The 17927-nt window shown below is 53.2% G+C and carries 16 protein-coding genes; 6 read left to right on the forward strand and 10 right to left on the reverse strand.

What is annotated here, in order from left to right; genetic code table 11:
- Positions 1-40 precede the first annotated feature (40 nt).
- From MV421_RS06335 to thsB, 3 genes are all read right to left on the reverse strand, one after another.
- Positions 41-910: a zinc metalloprotease HtpX gene (locus MV421_RS06335; protein WP_297421354.1), complete on the reverse strand. Its 870-nt coding sequence runs from the start codon at positions 908-910 to the stop codon at positions 41-43.
- Between the two features lie 48 nt (positions 911-958).
- Positions 959-1480, reverse strand: coding sequence for a hypothetical protein (locus tag MV421_RS06340; protein ID WP_297503121.1), 522 nt, complete (start codon positions 1478-1480; stop codon positions 959-961).
- A 70-nt stretch (positions 1481-1550) separates the two neighbouring features.
- Positions 1551-3206 (reverse strand): thermosome subunit beta, encoded by a 1656-nt coding sequence (gene thsB, locus MV421_RS06345; RefSeq protein ID WP_297503122.1) that lies wholly within the window; start codon positions 3204-3206, stop codon positions 1551-1553.
- 213 nt (positions 3207-3419) lie between these two features.
- Here thsB and MV421_RS06350 point away from each other — a divergent pair, with 213 nt between their 5' ends.
- Positions 3420-4088, forward strand: coding sequence for a Kae1-associated kinase Bud32 (locus MV421_RS06350; RefSeq protein WP_297420314.1), 669 nt, complete (start codon positions 3420-3422; stop codon positions 4086-4088).
- Positions 4089-4102: 14 nt separating this feature from the next.
- Here MV421_RS06350 and MV421_RS06355 read toward each other — a convergent pair whose 3' ends face one another.
- A complete protein-coding gene (locus MV421_RS06355; protein WP_297420311.1) occupies positions 4103-5827 on the reverse strand; it encodes an endonuclease MutS2 in 1725 nt (574 codons plus the stop codon).
- Between the two features lie 12 nt (positions 5828-5839).
- Positions 5840-6223 carry a DUF2095 family protein gene (locus tag MV421_RS06360; RefSeq protein WP_297420308.1) on the reverse strand — a complete coding sequence of 128 codons (384 nt, stop codon included), beginning with the start codon at positions 6221-6223 and terminating at the stop codon, positions 5840-5842.
- A gap of 60 nt (positions 6224-6283) precedes the next feature.
- On the opposite strand from MV421_RS06360, the gene MV421_RS06365 reads away from it, so the two are divergent.
- From MV421_RS06365 to MV421_RS06375, 3 genes are all read left to right on the forward strand, one after another.
- Positions 6284-6727, forward strand: coding sequence for a DUF123 domain-containing protein (locus MV421_RS06365; RefSeq protein WP_297420305.1), 444 nt, complete (start codon positions 6284-6286; stop codon positions 6725-6727).
- Entirely contained in the window at positions 6724-7485 is a 762-nt protein-coding gene (locus tag MV421_RS06370; protein ID WP_297503123.1) for a geranylgeranylglyceryl/heptaprenylglyceryl phosphate synthase, read from the forward strand. Before MV421_RS06365 ends, MV421_RS06370 begins: the two co-directional genes overlap by 4 nt.
- A 114-nt stretch (positions 7486-7599) precedes the next feature.
- Positions 7600-8790: a magnesium transporter gene (locus MV421_RS06375; RefSeq protein ID WP_297503125.1), complete on the forward strand. Its 1191-nt coding sequence runs from the start codon at positions 7600-7602 to the stop codon at positions 8788-8790.
- A gap of 2 nt (positions 8791-8792) precedes the next feature.
- Here the strand turns inward: MV421_RS06375 and MV421_RS06380 are convergent, their stop codons facing one another.
- On the reverse strand, positions 8793-9041 hold the full coding sequence (locus MV421_RS06380; RefSeq protein WP_297421228.1) for a hypothetical protein: 249 nt from the start codon (positions 9039-9041) through the stop codon (positions 8793-8795).
- A 324-nt stretch (positions 9042-9365) separates the two neighbouring features.
- On the opposite strand from MV421_RS06380, the gene MV421_RS06385 reads away from it, so the two are divergent.
- A complete protein-coding gene (locus tag MV421_RS06385) occupies positions 9366-10406 on the forward strand; it encodes a cellulase family glycosylhydrolase (protein WP_297421227.1) in 1041 nt (346 codons plus the stop codon).
- Here MV421_RS06385 and MV421_RS06390 read toward each other — a convergent pair.
- Positions 10375-12792, reverse strand: a complete 2418-nt coding sequence (locus MV421_RS06390) for a DEAD/DEAH box helicase (RefSeq protein ID WP_297503127.1) — start codon at positions 12790-12792, stop codon at positions 10375-10377. The genes MV421_RS06385 and MV421_RS06390 overlap by 32 nt on opposite strands.
- A 34-nt stretch (positions 12793-12826) precedes the next feature.
- Positions 12827-13183: a DUF5658 family protein gene (locus tag MV421_RS06395; RefSeq protein WP_297421223.1), complete on the reverse strand. Its 357-nt coding sequence runs from the start codon at positions 13181-13183 to the stop codon at positions 12827-12829.
- Positions 13184-13249: 66 nt separating this feature from the next.
- Between MV421_RS06395 and MV421_RS06400 the strand changes: the two genes are divergently transcribed.
- Positions 13250-13768, forward strand: a complete 519-nt coding sequence (locus tag MV421_RS06400; RefSeq protein ID WP_297421221.1) for a hypothetical protein — start codon at positions 13250-13252, stop codon at positions 13766-13768.
- Here the strand turns inward: MV421_RS06400 and MV421_RS06405 are convergent.
- Positions 13672-14334 carry a ScpA family protein gene (locus tag MV421_RS06405; RefSeq protein WP_297421219.1) on the reverse strand — a complete coding sequence of 221 codons (663 nt, stop codon included), beginning with the start codon at positions 14332-14334 and terminating at the stop codon, positions 13672-13674. The genes MV421_RS06400 and MV421_RS06405 overlap by 97 nt on opposite strands.
- Positions 14335-14339: 5 nt before the next feature.
- On the reverse strand, positions 14340-17906 hold the full coding sequence (smc, locus tag MV421_RS06410; RefSeq protein WP_297421216.1) for a chromosome segregation protein SMC: 3567 nt from the start codon (positions 17904-17906) through the stop codon (positions 14340-14342).
- Positions 17907-17927: the final 21 nt, after the last annotated feature.

The following is a 17927-nucleotide window of genomic DNA, read 5'->3' on the forward strand; positions in this document are numbered from 1 at the left end:
ATATTCAGGAAAATCCAACTCAAAAACAGAGGAGGAAACTTCAGAAATAAATCCCCATTTCCTCCGCGATCTTCCTGAGGTGCTCTATCCTGGCTTCAGTCGGTGGGTGGGTGGAAAACAGGTTAGCTATGCTCACGCCCCGGAAGGGGTTAATGATGAACATATGGGCCGTTGCAGGGTTTCCCTCCTGGAGGGGCCTGTAGCGAACCGCCCCCTCAATCTTCATCAGCGCGCTTGCGAGTGCCTGAGGTTTGCCGCTTATCTTTGCTCCACCCTCATCCGCTAAGAACTCCCTGGAGCGACTTACGGCCGCTTGGATGAGCATCGCTGCGATTGGAGCGAGGATTGCTATCATAACCGCCACTATGACGTTGTCCCCGTCCCTGTCGTCACCGAAGCCATCGAATATTGCCATCCATCTGGCCCAGTAAGCGAGTTGAATTATCGCACCGGCCATCGCTGCCGCGAAGGTTCCTATGAGCATGTCCCTGTGTTTGATATGCGTCAGCTCATGTCCCAAAACTCCCTCAAGCTCATCCCTGTTTAGGAGCTTCAGCAGGCCCGTGGTTACAGCGACGACCGCGTGCTTGGGGTCTCTACCTGTGGCAAAAGCGTTTGGGGTTTCCGTTGGGACTATGGCCACTCTTGGGGTTGGAAGGCCGGCCCTCTCGGCCAGGTCCCTCACAATAGCATAGAGTTCCGGAGCCTCATGTTCATCGACTATTCTAGCGTTGTACCAGCTCAGCACAATCCTGTCGCTGTACCAGTAGGTGATGAAGTTGAAGGCTAACGAGAATAGGAACATCATAAACGCCCAGTTTGGCCCGCCAAAGAGGTAGCCTATGCCCATGAGAAGGCCAGTCAATAAGGCCATCAGCAGGCCGGTTCTAAGCCACATCGCCATACCCATCCTCTCACCTCCAAGATTAAACTAACAAAAGGATATAAAAAGTTTCCCTTAAAGGGATCTGGACATGCATTCCCCAACCTTCCGGAGGAACTCTCCCCTCGAGAGGCATCCCTCACCGCGCTTGAGCCTCACCGCTGCCATCTTGTAATTGCCCTTTCCGAAGAAGCGGCAGACATTTTCAGGCTCGTCGATAAGCCTTGCGACCGCTAAAACATCCTTTCCGTGCTCGACGTAGTCTATCACCGTGTCTTGGAAGCCGGTGAAGGTTATGACGCATTTCCTTGAGGGGTTCAATGGCTCAAGGTCCTCATCTATTGGAGGAAGCTCCTTGACGACGCAGGATTCAGGGTAGTTTCCCGACTTTATCTCCTTGATGAGTTCTGGAGGCTCACCTGTCCGCTTGAAATGCTCAATCTCTCCCTTTGGGACGTTTATAGATCTACCAGAGTAGCAGAGCGTTCTCTCGTCGTGATACATAACGTAGGTTCCGCCCTTTAGGAAGAGGAACGCTATCCTCTCGCGCGGGAGGTCAAAGAGGTACCCCGCCGGACTCTCCTTCACCTGATACATTCTACCACCCTGATAAAAATTTCAAAAAAGGCTTATAAAAATCGCTGGTCAGAAAAGGGGATAAAGGGCATCACATGCCCATGTTCATGCCGCCCATTCCACCCATTCCGCCGGGCATTCCTCCGCCTTGGCCGCCTTCTGACTTGCTGGCCTTCGCCGCTATGACGTCGTCGATGCGGAGGATCATTATTGCCGCCTCACTCGCGCTCTTGATGGCCTGCTTCGTAACCCTTGCGGGAGCTATGATGCCCCTCTCGAGCATGTCAGCAGGCTCACCGGCAAAGACATCGATGCCTATTCCAACACCCTTGTTCTTGTGCTCGCTGATGACCTTGACGAGGACGTCGACGGTGTCAAGGCCGGCGTTCTCTGCCAGGGTCTTCGGGATTATCCTGAGGGCCTCTGCGAAGTTCTCTATAGCAAGGGCCTCCTTACCGCCAACCTGCTTGGCGTACTCGTCGAGCTTAATGCTAAGCTCAATCTCAGGAGCACCACCGGCCGGGAGAACCGCGCCGTCCTCCATGACGTCCTTGACGACCTTGAGAGCGTCCTCCAAAGCACGCTCGACCTCATCAACAACGTGCTCGGTTCCACCGCGGATGAGTATGGTGACCGCCTTCGGGTTCCTGCAGCCCTCAACGAAAATCATGTTCTCTCCAGCAACCTTCCTCTGCTCGACAAGCTCAGCCTCACCGAGGTCATCACTGGTGAGGTCCTTAACGTTGGTGACGACCTTGGCGCCGGTGGCCTTGGCGAGCTTCTCCATGTCACTCTTCTTAACGCGTCTAACGGCGAGGATGCCCTTCTTGGCGAGGTAGTGCTGTGCCAGGTCGTCAATACCCTTCTGGACGAAGACGACGTTAGCACCGGTCTCGGCTATTTTGTCAACCATCTCGCGGAGCATCTTCTCCTCCTGGTCAAGGAAGCTCATGAGCTGGTCCGGGCTTGTGATGTTGATCTTGGCGTCTGTCTCGGTCTTCTTAACCTCGAGTGCCTCATTGATGAGCGCTATCTTAGCGCTCTCAACCCTGCCCGGCATCCTGGGGTGAACGCGCTCCTTGTCGATGACAACGCCGCGGATGAGTTCGCTTTCCTCGACGCTCTCACCGGCCTTCTTCTCGATCTTGATGTTGTCGATGTCTACGGTGTAACCTTCCTCGGTCCTCTCGGCAACCTGCCTGACGGCCTCGACGGCGAGCTTCGCAAAGATATCTTTGTGGCTCTCAGCGTTCTTGCCAGTCATCGAGGTCATGGCTATTCTCATAAGGGTTTCATCATCCTCAGGGTCGACCTTTATGGCCATCTGGTCGAGTATTTCTTGGGTTTTTTCGGCGGCCATGGTGTAACCCTTGACGATGATGCTCGGGTGAATGTTCTGGTCGAGTAACTCCTCAGCCTTCCTCAAAAGCTCGCCAGCGATAACAACCGCAGTAGTAGTACCATCACCAGCCTCCTTATCCTGAGTCTTAGCAACCTCAACCATCATCTTAGCGGCCGGGTGCTGGAGGTCAATCTTGTCGAGGATGGTGGCGCCATCGTTGGTGACAGTTACATCGCCGAGGCTGTCGACGAGCATTTTGTCCATTCCTTTTGGTCCGAGGGTGGTCCTCACGGTCTCGGCTATTATCCTGGCTGCGAGAATGTTCAGTCTCTGAGCGTCCTTTCCAACGTACCTCTGGGTCCCCTCCGGCAGAATAACAACCGGTTGTCCACTCAACTGAGCCATTCCACATTCCTCCTGTCAACTCTTTTTTGCAGGAACACTTCGTCAGCACTCTATATAAGTTTTTTGTTCAAAAATTTCAAGATTTAGGATAAAATTTGTTTAAAATACAAAAAGATTCAATAAGATGGAAGAAAAGGCTAAAACCTGAAAGTGAATTAAACCATAGACTTGAATGTTGCCAGAGGTACTGTGCAAGCGATGTGGGGTGATAGGGTGAAGCTGATAAAGCAGGGCGCCGAGGCCAAGATTTACTTGGCAGAGTTTGAGGAGTTTTTTGGGGTAACCCTCCTGCCTGGCGAGCGGGTCATCGTGAAGCACAGGATTCCAAAGCGCTACAGGATAGAGGAGATAGATGTTAAGCTGAGAAAAGAGCGCACCATCAGGGAGGCGAGGATTCTACATAGGGCCAAGAAGTTCGGCGTCAACTGCCCCCACGTCTACGAAGTTGACATAAAGGATATGAAGATCGCCATGGAGTTCATAAACGGCTTCCGGTTGAAGGAGCACCTTGAGGGAATTCCAATTGAAGAGCGGCTGAAGATATGCAGGGAGATCGGGAGGCAGGTGGCGAGACTTCACGGGGCGGGCATAGTCCACGGGGATTTGACAACCTCAAACATGATACTCAAGGAGGGCAAAGTTTACCTCATCGACTTTGGATTGGCCGACTTCGACTCAACCCTCGAGGCAAGGGGAGTTGACCTCCACCTCCTGCAGAGGGCGATGGAGAGCACCCATTACACCTGGGCCGAGAAGGGCTTCAACGCCGTTTTGGATGGTTACGGGGAAAGCCTGGATGAAGAAGCAAGGAGGGAAATTGAGGAAAAACTGGAAGAAATAGAGAGTCGCGGCAGGTACAGGGAAAGGAGCTGGGTGGGTTAACCCCACGGTAGCGCTCATTCCTCCTTGAATGCTCTCAGCACCCTCTCAAAAATCTCCCTCTCTTTTCCGCGCTTCTTCCTGGCGAGCCTTTCCACGATAAGCTCGGGCGTGCTCTTTCCGATCCTCCCGAACTTTGGCTGTCTATCAACTATGAGGTTCAAGTCCTCGTTCAGGCCCTTCGCCTCTATTCCATCGACCCGCGCAAACGGGAGCTCCTTTCTCAGATCCTCCCCGAGATGGGAAACTATGACAACGTTGAAACCCTTCTCGTGAGCCACTTTCAGGAGTTCCCCGATTATCTTGACGGCCGCACCGGGTTCGGTTATCGCCTCGAACTCGTCTATGAGTATCAGCTTCCTCCTGGAGCCTTTGAGCGCCCTGACGAACGAGCGCATGGCGGTTTCAAAGGCGCCGGCGCCGTAGGCACTCCTCTTTCTCCTGAAGAAGAAAAGTTCGTCCAATGACCCTACCCATGCCCTTTCAGCCGGAACCGGGAAGCCCATGTGGGCCAGCAGTGAGATGTATGCGGTAAGCTCGAGCAGGGTCGTCTTTCCTCCGCTGTTGGCGCCGGTGAGGATTACAACGTTCTCACCTCGGAGGTTTTCAGAACCCGGGACTTCAAAGCCCTCCGGAACCGGACCAACGACGTAGCTCACGGGTTGGGGATTATCGATGAAGGGATGTCTCCCGTTGATGAAAGCCACTCCCCACCCATCAATCTCCGGAAACGTAAAACCTTCAGTGAAGCCCTTTACCGCCAGGAGGAAGTCGAGTTCATAAACTCCCAACAGCTCCTCCCTGAGCTTTGGAAGGAGTGGCATAATACTCTCCAGGATTTCCCTGCTCTTAAGGTAGAGCTCCACCGCAAGCTCGCGCTCCAAGACCTCTCTCAGCTCTTCAATCCTCCCGGGTGGGGCCCTGACCGGGAAAAGCTCCTCCCTGGGGAATAGCTCCACCGAAACGCCGAGTCTTGTTGAGAGGTCTTTCTCGGTCCGGGTTATCATGCCAAGTATCTCGTCCTCGACCTTTCCGAAGTGGCGGAAGATGGCTTCGTAGTTTCCCTCCCTGAGTTCCCCGAGAAATTCAACCAGCTCCCTACCACTCAGCGTCAGGCTAAAGTTCTCCAGCTTCTTGGATACATTCTCATTCAGCTCACGCTCCGCTTCGGCAACGGTCTCCTCGAGGGACTCGAGAACCAACCGCTTTTGCATAACTTCCTCCAGCTCTTCAAGTGCATTGAGTATCTCCCTCGCAACGCTTTTTATACCGGTTAGCTCCCCAATCGCTGAGAGCGCCTCAAGTGTATCCCGATTCTCCCAGAGGGGCATCACGTAAAGCTCGGGAGCAATCTGCGAGGGGGCAAGCTCGACGTCGATTCCGTAGCTGACCGTGCTCAGAACGAGGGTGTAGCCTTCCGCATCCTCAGGCGACGTCGAGACGGGGCATAGGCCCAGTTTCTCCGCTTCTTCAATCTCTCCCGGGTCAACTATCAGAACCCTGTCGTGGAGATAGTCCCTTCGGAACTTAACCGGCCGCACGTGCCCTATGAACTCCGCGAGGCTGGTCGAGACCCTCCCGAGGCCCTCTCTGAGGTATGACTGGCGTCGTAGTATCTCCTCTGGGTCGGAAGTAGGTTTGAACTCATCGAGAAAGCGGGCGCTCCCAGGAAGGAGCAAACGCTTCTTTATCTCTTCCCGGATGTTTTTGTATAGTGCCCTCGCCTCAGGATTGAGCCTCACAGCGGCCACCTCTCAGCCCCTGTGCCTCTCGTACCAGCCCCATCCTTTCTTCGGGCCGAAGGCCCTAACGCCCTCATGGACAAGGATTACGCGCAGTCTCTTAGCCATCTCGTGGCTTATATCACCGTGCTCCTCCATCCAGTTGATCACCTCAAGGGCCTCGTCGTCCGTCTCGCACCTCCTGAGGAAGTCTATAACCGTTGGAGTATAGCCCGAGAAGTTCCTAGCCTCTTCATCTTCCTCTGATTCCCCCTCAGACGAGCGGTAGGCGCCCACCGGAAGGCCCCATCCCTCAAGCTCCCTCGCTAGCGCTGGAAAAGTCTCCTCAAACTCCTCCCTGTCGTACTCCTGCCAAGCGAAGTCATCAGGGAGTCTCTTCCTTTTCTTCTCGTCCATCCGGTACACCACAACGATTTCGGTGCAATGGTTTATAAATCGGTGGGTGAAGTTCCGTCCATGAAGGGGTCTTACTTCCTCGTGATACGGCTTGACGGTGACAAAATCGTAAGAACAAAGGCCCGGGAGTTCCCGCTGGGGAAGGGTTACTACGTCTATGTCGGCTCGGCTATGAACTCCCTCGAAAAAAGGGTTAAGAGGCACTTCTCGAAGGAGAAAAGGCTCCACTGGCACATCGACTATCTTCTAAAAGAGGCGGAGCTGCTCAGGGCATACCTAATTCCAAGCAAGGATAGGCTTGAAGAGAGGCTGTCTCTGGAAGTTTCACGCTTCGGCCAGCCTGTTGAGGGCTTCGGCGCCGGCGACGTTAGGGTGAGCACGAATCTCTACCGGTTTGAGGAGAAGCCGGATGAAGTCCTGATGGGAATTCTTGAGGAGCTTAGCCTGAAGTGGAAAAGGGTTAAAAGTGAGGAAGAGATTAGGAAGTTCGGTGGAAGAAGATGAAGCTTCAGCTTGGGAAGGTCGAGAAGTATATCCACGAAAAGCTCAAAAAGGAGAAGCTCCACTTCGTTCTCCTCGACCCAGATGACGTTGACCCAGAAACGGCCGGGAAGATAGCGGAGATGAGTGAGAAGATAGGTGCCGATGCGATAATGATAGGCGGTTCTACTGGTGCGGAAGGGGAAGTTTTAGACGATGTCGTTAGGGCAATTAAGGAGTCATCATCACTGCCAACGATACTCTTCCCCGGCTCCCACGGCGGGATAAGCAGGTACGCTGATGCAATATTCTTCATGAGCCTGCTCAACTCGCGCAATCCCTTCTTCATCACAGGTGCGCAGGCTTTGGGAGCGTTCCAAGTGAAGCGCTACGGTATAGAGCCAATACCAATGGCATACCTCATAATCGAACCCGGTGAAACCGTCGGCTGGGTCGGCGATGCTAGACCCATCCCGAGACACAAGCCAAAGATAGCGGCTGCCTACGCTCTGGCCGGCCGATACCTCGGGATGCGCCTTGTCTACCTTGAGGCCGGTAGCGGGGCAGAGAAGCCGGTTCCCCCTGAGATGATTTCCATCGTGAGAAAAGTCATAGACGTCCCGCTGATAGTAGGGGGTGGCATAAAAACCGGGGAGCAGGCAAGGGCCGCTGTGAAAGCCGGGGCCGACATCGTTGTCACGGGGACGGCGATAGAGAAGGCCGGTTCTCTGGAAATGGCCAGGAAAAAGCTTGAGGAACTCAACAGGGGAATAAAAGGATGATTCCTTTCTTTTGCCGACGAACCACAACTTTTTTATAAACTCCCGGCCAGCTTTAGGCCGTGATGGACTTCAGTGGAACCGACGTGGAGGTGAGAGCAATGAGGGGTGAGGAGGATGACGGTAGTAAAGGCCGCGCTTGGAACCTCAGAAACGTTCAGAGGCAAGCTCAGGGACGCGTTCCTTCTCTCGTTCCCGGCGCTGTTCCTGTGCCTGATATTTGACTTCGTAGGCGGTGCTGTTCTCGGTAAGAACTGGGACACGATAATGAACTACTTCCCGATACTTGTGTTCATAATGCCGGGTTTGATGGACCTCCGCGGCAACATTTTCTCCGCCCTGGCGTCTCGTTTCACGACGAAGCTCAACCTCGGTCTCATCGATAGCGTCCGCGATCCCGAGGTTACAACCCAGATAGTCATGGCCATCCTGAGCAGCAAGATACCCCTCATAGTCCTCTGGGTCGTTGGCCTGTTCATCGTCCACAACATCTTCCAGGACGTTATAGTCCTCCTGATGGTCATAGCCTCTGCGATATTCATCGGGGTCCTCCTCGGCTACGGAACGGCCTTCATAACGATCATTCCCTTCAAGAGGGGCTACGATCCGGACCTGATAGCGGCCCCCCTCATAAGCTCGATGGCTGACCTCATAACGATGCCCACGATGGTCTACTTTGCGCTCCTCTACCTGAACAACAAGGGGGCTTTTTACCTGCTGGCATTCTCGATGCTGGCGGTTCTTATCTTCCTGGCATTCAAGGCCCGCTTCAAGAAGGAGCACAAGAGGGCCTTTGGCGAGCTCGCGGCGGTCATCGGTGCAATGTCCCTTATAGAAACCGTCACAGGCGGCCTGCTCGTCACCTACCAGCAGGTCATCAACGCCGTCATAATCGTCAGCGTCATGTGGCCGAGCGTCAACGACAGCATGGGCAACTTCGGCTCCATAATAGCGGCGAAGGTTTCAACGAAGATACACCTCAAGGGTGCCAAGGCCGTCAGGAGCAGGGAAACCCTCTACGACTTCATCGCCCTTCTCATCATCGCCCCCATAATAGGCTACCTGACGAACCTGATCTCGATGTGGGTGGTGGTTCACTACATCCACAGGCCGGCCAGGATACTCTGGAACTTCGTGCTCGGGTTCCCTCTGATAATCCTCATGGCCATGCTCATCGGGCTGGTCGTGGCACTCCTGGCGGACAGGTACAACTGGGACCCCGACAACGTGGCGATACCGGTAGTTACGACGCTCAGCGATGTTATAGGGACGATGTTCCTCATCTGGGTGGCACTGAGCGCCATGTAATCTCATGCACCTGCGGTTATCCTGAGGGAGAACCCGCCGTTCTTTATCATTTTTCTGAGTTTCTTGCGGAGGGATTCCGGATCGTTCTCCAAAATCTCCAGCTTCACCTCGGAGATCCCCCTGTGGTCGGGCGGAAGGAAGTGCACGGCCCTTATTCTCCCCCTTATCTCCTGCAGGATCTTTGACAGCACGGTTCCTTTCTCCCTGTAGGGGAGCTTCATCTCAAGTTCAACCGTTTTCATGCCTCTCACCTTTCTATTTTATGAACAAAGTCGTATAAAACCTTTTTCATTTACCATGGTAATTTAACCGGCGGACGAATATTCCTGCCGGTTATGAAAAAACCGCGAAAGGGATTTAAGAACACGCCTTGAAGGTCCCAACGCCCCTGGGAAACCGCGGGGGATGAGCGCTTTGGCGAGCCGTGAGTCCCCTTCGCTCCCCGGGGGCACACTCATGACCCTCATTCTTCAAGCGCTGGGTTGAGAGTGATTATCCTTCTCAGTCTCGGCATACTTCAAGGGTTGTACCAAAAGTAGTTTTACAAGAAAAGAGTGAATGACAGCGGTGGGAGCATGAAGAAAGCAATTGGCGTGCTAGTAATTACTACACTCCTCCTGGTGTTCTTTACCTGGAACACTGGCGAGCATCGTGGAAAGGGAACTTCCTCAGGGGATGTCAAAACCTCGGGTGGAAGCTCGATAACCGCCGTCGAATACCAGAGAATGCTGGGCGTGGGCATAAACGTGGACTGGATGGCCTTTGCGAAGGTTAACCACTACTACTTCCACTGGCGCTCAAGTGGAGTGAATATTCCAGAGTATTTCAAAGAGAAGGGCTTCTCCAACGTCAGGATTAGAGTGAGCGAGGACGTCGTTGCGAACAGGACTGCACTCCTCCAGCTCGGCGAAATCGTTAACGACACCTTGAAGGCCGGGTTGATTCCCATAATAACCTACACGGCCCCAGAGCTGAGGGAGAACCCCACGAGCAAATCCGCGCAGGAGCACTTCGTTGAGTGGTGGAGGACCGTCGCCGAGTACTTCAGGGGTTATCCCTACACCCTCTCCTACGACCTGCTCATAGAGTCGAGCGGGGCCATCAAAACCCACCCGGAGATCCTTAACGCGGTTTACAGCCAAACAATACAGGAGATAAGGGCGATAGACCCTTACAGGCTGGTTTTCGTCACGCCGCCGTACACTTCAAGCCCCTTCTATTTAAACGACCTCCACGTCACGAACGATGGTTATACCTTAGCGGAATGGCACATCTACGCATCCGGACCAAAGAAGTGCGCATACAACGAGAGCTACATTGAAAACGCAATTTCAAGCGCCCTGAACTGGTCGCGGAAAACCGGAATTCCCACGTGGTTCGGGGCGTGGAGGCCAAACTGTTACCTGAAAGGTGGAGGAAACGGGAATGAACCGCTGTGCCCGATGGGACTCGAACTGAACTTCACCAGGACCATGGTTTCAGCCCTCTCCAAAGCCGGAATCCCCTATGACATCAATGCGGACGTTCACTTCTTCGACATCTCGAACCTAACGTGGTATAAAAGCCAGGAGAAGGCTCTTGAGATTATCCTCCATCCTCAACGTACGGCGCGGTGATGACCCTCCTGATCTCCCTGGCCTTTTTCTCGCCTATGCCCTCGACCTCCTTTAGTTCCTCCTCGGTTGCTGTAAAGACCCGCTCCACGTTGCCGAAGTGCCTCAAAAGCCTCTTCGCCAGAGTCGCCGAGACATTCGGAAGACCCTCGACTATAAGCCTCTGCCTCTCAGAGAGGGTTAAAGCTTTCTTCTCGCTCCTCAGGCGAACCTCCTTCTTCCGCTCCTCCTGCTCACGTTTGGCCATTAAGTATATGAAACCCGCCGTTTCCTCTTTGGTCGAGGAGAAGAGTATTGGAACGCCCCAGTCGAGGGTTACGGCAGTTATTGCCCCTCTTATTGCGTTCGGGTGGACGTTCCTGATGCCGTAAAGCTCGCCCTCGATGATTATCACCGGTTTCTCATAGGCTTTTTTCAGGCGTTCCACCTGGTCAAAGAGCCTGCCATCGATTATGGACTGTATGAAGTCGTTGGCGCTCTTCCTCTCTATTCCCACCTCTTCGCTGACAACGTAGTCAGCAACATCCAGCGTTCTAACCTCGACTTCCGCTCCGAGTTCCTTCAGAAGCTTCGGAACCCCGCTCCTAAGCTCACGTGAATCGACGTAAACAACGATACCCTTTGGTTTCCTCACAAAAATCGGCTTTATGGGAAGTTCTTTGTCTTCTTCCGGGATCTTTCCGGCTTCCTTTTTATCCTTTTCAACTTTGGAACCTTTTTCCATCTTTGGACTCTCTTCTTTCACTGCCTTTGAGAGTTCTTCTTTCTCCTCCTGTTTTGGCTTCAGGAACGAGTCCAGCGGGGTTATCTTTCCCCTACCCATCTCGGCACTCCCCGAAACTTTTTCCCTTATTTTAGGGTTCTTCTCTTTCGGCCTCTCCTTCTCAAGCTCCCGGGCGATTTTTTTTATCGCTTCAAACATGCCCCTCTCCTTCCGCTTTGAACTCCAGTAATATGCTTCATCCCTCGTTCCCTTCGCCATCAGAACGACGACCTTTCCAGGTCTGTGCCTGCCCGTTCTACCACGACGTTGGATGCTCCTTATCGCTGAAGGCACAGGCTCGTAGAAAACTACGAGGTCAACCTCAGGGACGTCGAGGCCTTCCTCGCCAACGCTTGTGGCAACGAGGACGTTGAACTCTCCCCTAGAAAAAGCTTCAAGGACTTCTTTCTGCTCCTTCTGGCTCATTCCCCTATCCTTTCCCCTGCTGGCCTGCCCTATGAAACGTTCCACTGAGACCCCCATCTCCCCAAGCTCCTCAACGATTTTCCTTCCAGTGTCGCGGTAGTTGGTGAAGACAATTATCTTGGAGTTCTGCTTTCTCTCGAGCTGCTTCCTCACCAGCTCCATCAGTTTTTCCATCTTCGGGTGGTCGATTCCGCTCTCATTCGCCTGAACTAGGAGATAGACCACCCTCCTCATGCGCGGGTCCTCCATGAGTTCCCTGCTCGACTTAGCCCTCTTATCCTCACGGAGCTTTTTGAGGTAGGCCCTTAGAGCGGTTAATCCCTGCGTTTCAAGGAGTTCTATCGCGTGGAGGAGCTTTATGGCCTTGGCCTGATGCATCCTCAGCCTCCCGATTTCGTAGTTTCCCCTTGCAACCTCTTGGTTGATCTTTGAACCGGCTTGGAGAACCTCCCTCTTGGAGACCTCGGGTGAGTAGGTTGAGACGAGCTTGAAGTGGGCAAGCGGTTTGAGGCTCTCCTTCAGCATCTCCCTCAGGAGGGAGCGGACCTCCTTGTAAATCTCCGGAAGTTCGACTTTAATCCACTCAAAGGCGATCTTTTGGACGTAGGGTTTGACATCGGGCGAGCTTTCGGTTCTCATCTCTACGTGCTCCACCCTGAGGTTCTTCACTATCTCGCGTATTTTCTCCTCATCGCTCCCTGGAGATGCTGTCAATCCCAAAACGAGCGGATGTTTGGCTGCTTTCAAATACTCCTTAGCAATGAAGACGTAGGAGTAGCTTCCAACCGCGCGGTGGGCCTCGTCTATAACAAGCAGAACCACATCTTCCAGAGAAATCCTGCCCGTTAGGATATCGTTTTCCACGGTCTGAGGTGTTGCGGTAATGACAATGCTCTCCTCCCAGAGCTTTTTCCTCTTTTCAGGCGACAGTTCTCCAGTCAGGACGTTTATACTCTCCTGTGGAAGGTCAAAGAGCCTTTTAAAATCCTCCGTATGCTGAACTGCAAGGGGTTTCGTCGGAGCCAAAAAGAGAACCTTCCCGTTGTAATTCGATAACCTGTAGTCCGCTATCAGCATCGCTATGAGCGTCTTCCCCAGTCCAGTCGGAAGGACGACGAGGCAGTTGCGCTCCTTGCACCTCGCGTAGATGACTTCCTGATAGACGCGCGGTTCGATTGAATCTCTCCTGAGGTAACCCATGATTTAAAGAAAGAGACCGAGGATAAAAAGCTTCTCATACGAGCCTGAGAAGCCACCGGACGGCAGTGAAGGCGAACGACGTCGGTTGAATTCCTGCGAGTAAGAGGGAGTTATTGACGGCTGGGAGGGTCTTGAGGAGCACGAAAAACCCCGCAAATATCCCAAACACGGGAGAGAACTTGGTCATCTTCAGGGTGAACCACAGAAGTGCTAGACCAACAACAGTGTACACCAGGTACGTAAGGGTGAACATCCAAAGGTTCCCCAATCTAGCGGCGAGAACTGGATTGGCCTCTGAAAAGCCAAAGCGGATTCCATAGATGGTGGTTGTGAAATCCGCCACTGAGGCAACGAGAAAGAGAATCAAAAACCACCGAGTTGATACTCTCATCTATAGTCACCACATACATAGGAACCTACACAGGAAAGGGTTTAAAGTTTTCGCCCAAGTTATCGCATGCTCCTCACAAGGCACGCAGAGAAGAGGCTTATCAAGAGGCTCGCGAAGAGGAGAAAGTCCAAGCGAGTCTATTCCAAGCTCTGGGAGTTTCTGAACCGCTCGGTTAGGATTAGGGTAAACGATGAGGTAGTGATTTTTACGGACGGACGGAAGAGTCTCGTTTCGGTTAAACTCGACTGCAAGATGCTTTCATTGGGGGAGATTAAGAGTAGGGTTGACGGGATAAAACAACCCTGCAAGTGCGTCTTTTCTGATGGGAGGCTCGTGAAGGAAACGATTCCATTGAAATTCCTCGAACTGGTTCCGGATGGTGTCTATTGTTTCTACATCAACCGTGAGAAGAGGAGTTTTTATGTTGGAAGCAAGCCTCCTCTGCTGGCGATAACATTGAGGCCGGCGAAGAAAAGCGAAAGGGAGAACTACGCGCTTTCCTCAATAGGAACGACGAGGATTTCACCAAAAGGCTCCTCCTGGATGAGTTCAACCTTCCCCATATTTGAGAGGAAGAGCAGGTAGAGGAATGTTCTTGCCACGTACTTTGGCGTCGGGTCGAAGACGAGGTCCCAGAAGCGTATCGGCGAGCCGGTCTCACCGTACATCCTGACCACTATCTCATGGAGCCTGTTGACGTGCTTCTGGATGTCAACGCGGAAGTCCTCAACGACGAAGACCTCCTCTTCTATTTCAATCTTCTTCCGCTTCCGTGGCTTCTTCCTCTCTGCTTCCTCAAGGGCGTCCATTAAAGCGTCAAGCAGGTCGTCAAAGGTGTAGTAGCGCTCCATCCTCCTCAACGGAGGTGCGAGAGGCTCGACCTCGACCCTCAGGCGCTCCTCGTGTTGCTCTTCCTCTTCCTCCTCATCCTCGTGGAGCAAAGCCTCGCTCTTCATCCTCACTAGTATCGAAGCGGCTAGGATAGCCCTAGCCGAAACCCTCAGGTCGAGGTCCTTCATCTCACGCAGTCTCTCGATGTACTTCTCGGTGAGGTCGACTATGTCGATGTTCCAGGGGTCGACCTTGCCCATAGTGACGAGCTGGAGGAGGATGTCAACGGGCGTTATCTCCTCTTCCCTTCGTGCCTCCATTTTGCTCACCCTTCCACTCTTCCAAACATCTCCCTGTGCTCCTCCTCGTTCTTCTCCCGTATCTGGGCGAGTATCTTCCTGGCTTTCTCAAGACTGAGAGAGACAACCTTTGAAACACCGTTTCTCATGCTGACGCCGATTATCCTATCCGCGTTTGCCATCATGACGTCGCGGTGGGTCATGATTATGAACTGACTGTTCTGGGAGGACTCCCTGATGAGGTCGGCAACACGCTTTACATTTGCGTCGTCAAGGTGGGCATCTATCTCGTCGAGGAGGTAGAACGGAGCGGGCTTGTAGCGCTGGATGGCAAAGATAAAAGCGAGGGCTATTATTGCCTTTTCACCGCCGCTCATGGATTCAATCCTCTTGACCTCCCTGCCAGCGGGCCTTGCCTCGACCTCTAGACCACCGGCGAATGGATCTTCCTCGTTTTCAAGGGTGAGCTTTGCATCCCCGCCAGGGGAGAGCTTTCCAAACAGCTCTGAGAAGTTTCTCGCTATGGCATTCAGCGTCTGAAGGAATACCTGCTTCTTCTGACCCTCTATCTCTCCAATGAACTCTTCTATGCTTTCCTTCTCAGCGACGACCTGCTCGCGTTTGCTCTTCAGCTCGAGGTATCTGCGCTCGACCACCTCAAAGTCCTCTATGGCCTTCATGTTCACAGGCTCGAGAGAGCGTATCTCCTCCTCCATCTTGATTATCTGCTCCCTGAGGGCGTCAAGTTCGAGCGGAATCTCCGTTATTGAGCGTATGATCTTTGAATCATACTGCTTAAGTTCTTCCCGCCTCTCCGCCAGTGCACCTTCATACTGGGCGAGCTTTATCTTCAGTGTGTTAGCCTCTACGCGAAGCTCCTGCAGTTTTGCCGAAAGCTCATCCTTCTCGCTCCGGAGTTCCACTATCTCGTTTCTAAGCTCCTCGCGTCTCTCGCGGAGTTCCTTAAGCTCATCCTTAACGTTCTCCTCCGCCTTCTTAAGCTCCCCAAGCTCCGTCTCGTACTCATCTATGGCCTTTCTGTTCTCCTCGATGTTAGCCTTCAGTGCATTTATTCTGTTGACGAGGCCCTCTACCTCCTCTTCAAGGTCTGCCTTCCTTGGAAGAAGCTCTTCGTTTATTCTCGCCTCAAGGGACTCAAGCTTACTCTCCACCTTGCTCAACTCGGTTTGGAGCTTGCTTATCTCGGCCTCGACCTCCCTAATGCGCTGGTTCAGCTCCCTCGCCTCCGGGTTCTCGAGGGCTTTCTTGAGCTTCTCGCGCTTTTTCTCCAGCCTCTCTATCCTGCCGCGGAGCTTCGCCATCTCACCCTTTACCCCGTGGATTCTCTCCTCCAGCGCCTTGATAAGCCTCTCGTTCTCCCCAACCTCCTCCGATAGGGCTTTGTCCTCCGCAAGAAGCCTCTCCATCTCCTTTTGGACGACCTGAAGGTCCTTGCTCAGGTCGCTCTTCTTCATGCGCAGGTTGAAGAGCTCGTTCTCGAGCCCCCTGACCTCAAGCTTGAGGGCGTTTACCGCGGATTCCAAAGCTTCTTTCTCGCGTTCCATCTTTTCAACGCGCTTCCGTATCTCCTCCACATTTACCCCAAGCCTTCCGCGGGGTCTATAGTGGCCGCCGGTTATGGCACCACTCCTCTCCAGGAGTTCACCACCGAGGGTGACCATCCTGATTTTACCTATTCCGACGCTTCTCGCTTCATCCATGTCCTCAACGATGAGAGTGTCGCCGAGGGCATAAGCTACTGCATTCCTGAAGCGCGGATCGTAGTGGACTACGTCGATGGCAGGAACACCAAGGGCTGGCTTTTCGCGCATCGAGCGCGACTTTATCTTGTTAAGCGGCAGAAAGGTAAGCCTTCCAAGCTTCTTTTCCTTGAGGAGCTTTATAGCCCTCTCGGCAACACGGTCGTCCTCCACAACAACGTTGTCGTAGTTGCCACCGAGGGCCACCTCAACGGCCAGTGCATATTTCTCATCAGTGACGGTTATCAGCTCACCAAGGGTGCCGTAGAGGCTGGGGATGTTGCTCCCCTTGATGAACTCTACCGCACGGTTTCCGCGAACCTCCCTCTGAGCTTCGGCTTTTATCAGCTCCTCCTTTGCCTTGGCCCTCTCCCCCTCGACCTTTTCCAAAGCTTTTGTCGTCTCCCCAAGCTCTTTTTCTGCTTTCCTGAGCCTCGCCTCGGCCCTTGAGATCTTCTCCTCAACATCATCAAGTTCGGAGCGTTTCGATTCGAGGGATTTCCTAGCTTCCTCAATTCTGGACTTCAATGTCATCCTCTTTGCGTTGTTCTGAGCTATCTTAGCCTTCGCACGCTCTATCTCCTCTCCAAACTTCTTTATGTCGCCCTCATGCATGTAAAGCTCCTTCTTTGCCTCCTCAAGCTCAGCAACGACCTTGTCAAAGTCCTCCTTCGCCACGGCAAAGCTCCTGTCTATCTCGCCGAGCTTCACAACAAGCTCGTTCTTGACGACCTCCTTCTCCTTGATTTCAGTTATGAGTTTCTCTTTCCTCTTGCTCCAACGGGTTATCGCGCTCCTGCTCTTCTTTACCTCTCCGGAGACCTTCTTCAGATCCTCCTTAGCTTTGGCCATACGTCTCTGGCTCTCCTCTATCTCCTTCTCCGCATTCTCGATATTCCGCTTGGCAAGCTCGATCTTGGATTTAACCTCGCTTATCCTCCTCGTTACCTCGAGTATGCCGTCCTCGCTCTTCTCTTCAAGCTCTCCCTCAACTGCACTCAGCTCCTTCTCCTTTGCGACTATTTCCTTTGCAACTTCCTTGAGCCTGGCTTCAACCGCTGCTATCTCGGCCCCAAGTTCCTTGTTTCGAAGGTTACTCTCTCCTATGAGGTTCTCAAGCCTCCTTACCTCCCCGAGGAGGAGCGTAACCTTAGCCTTCTCCACTCTGTCTTTCAAGTCGAGGTAGCGAAGGGCGTCGTTGCGCTCCTTCTCAAGCTTGTCGAGCTGGGCCTTTACCTCCCTTATGAGCAGATCAACACGCGCGAGGTTCTCCTCGGCCTGCTTCAGCTCAGCCATTGCCTTCTCCTTCTTGGAATCGTACTCGGCTATTCCAGAGATCTCATCGATGAGGAGCCTCCTCTCGGTGGGGGACATCTTGATGAACTTCGTGATATCACCCTGCAGGACGAGGTTGTATCCCTCCGGCGATATCATCGCGGCACTCAGAACGTCAAGTATATCGCTCCTGCTCGTCCTCTTACCGTTGAGCCAGTAGGTGCTTCTGCCATCTGGATAAACGCGCCTCTTAACGACAACTTCATCCTCATCAACGGGAAATCCCCTATCCTCGTTGTTGAAGTACATAGCCACTTCAGCGTACTTCGCGGGAGGCTCGCTCTTAGTTCCGGCGAAGATGAGGTCGCTTATCCTCGTCGCGCGCATTGCTTTGGCCGAAAGCCCGCCGAGAACGAAAAGAACGGCATCACCTATGTTGCTCTTTCCAGAACCGTTGGCACCGACTATCGCAGTGAATCCCTTTGAGAATGGAACCACAACCTTTCTGTTACCGTAGGATTTGAAGCCCTTCATTTCAATCTTTTCAATGTAAGGCATAGCTCACACCTAACGCGAGAA

This window comes from Thermococcus sp. (genome assembly GCF_027023865.1).
In the GTDB taxonomy this organism is placed as follows: Archaea; Methanobacteriota_B; Thermococci; order Thermococcales; family Thermococcaceae; genus Thermococcus.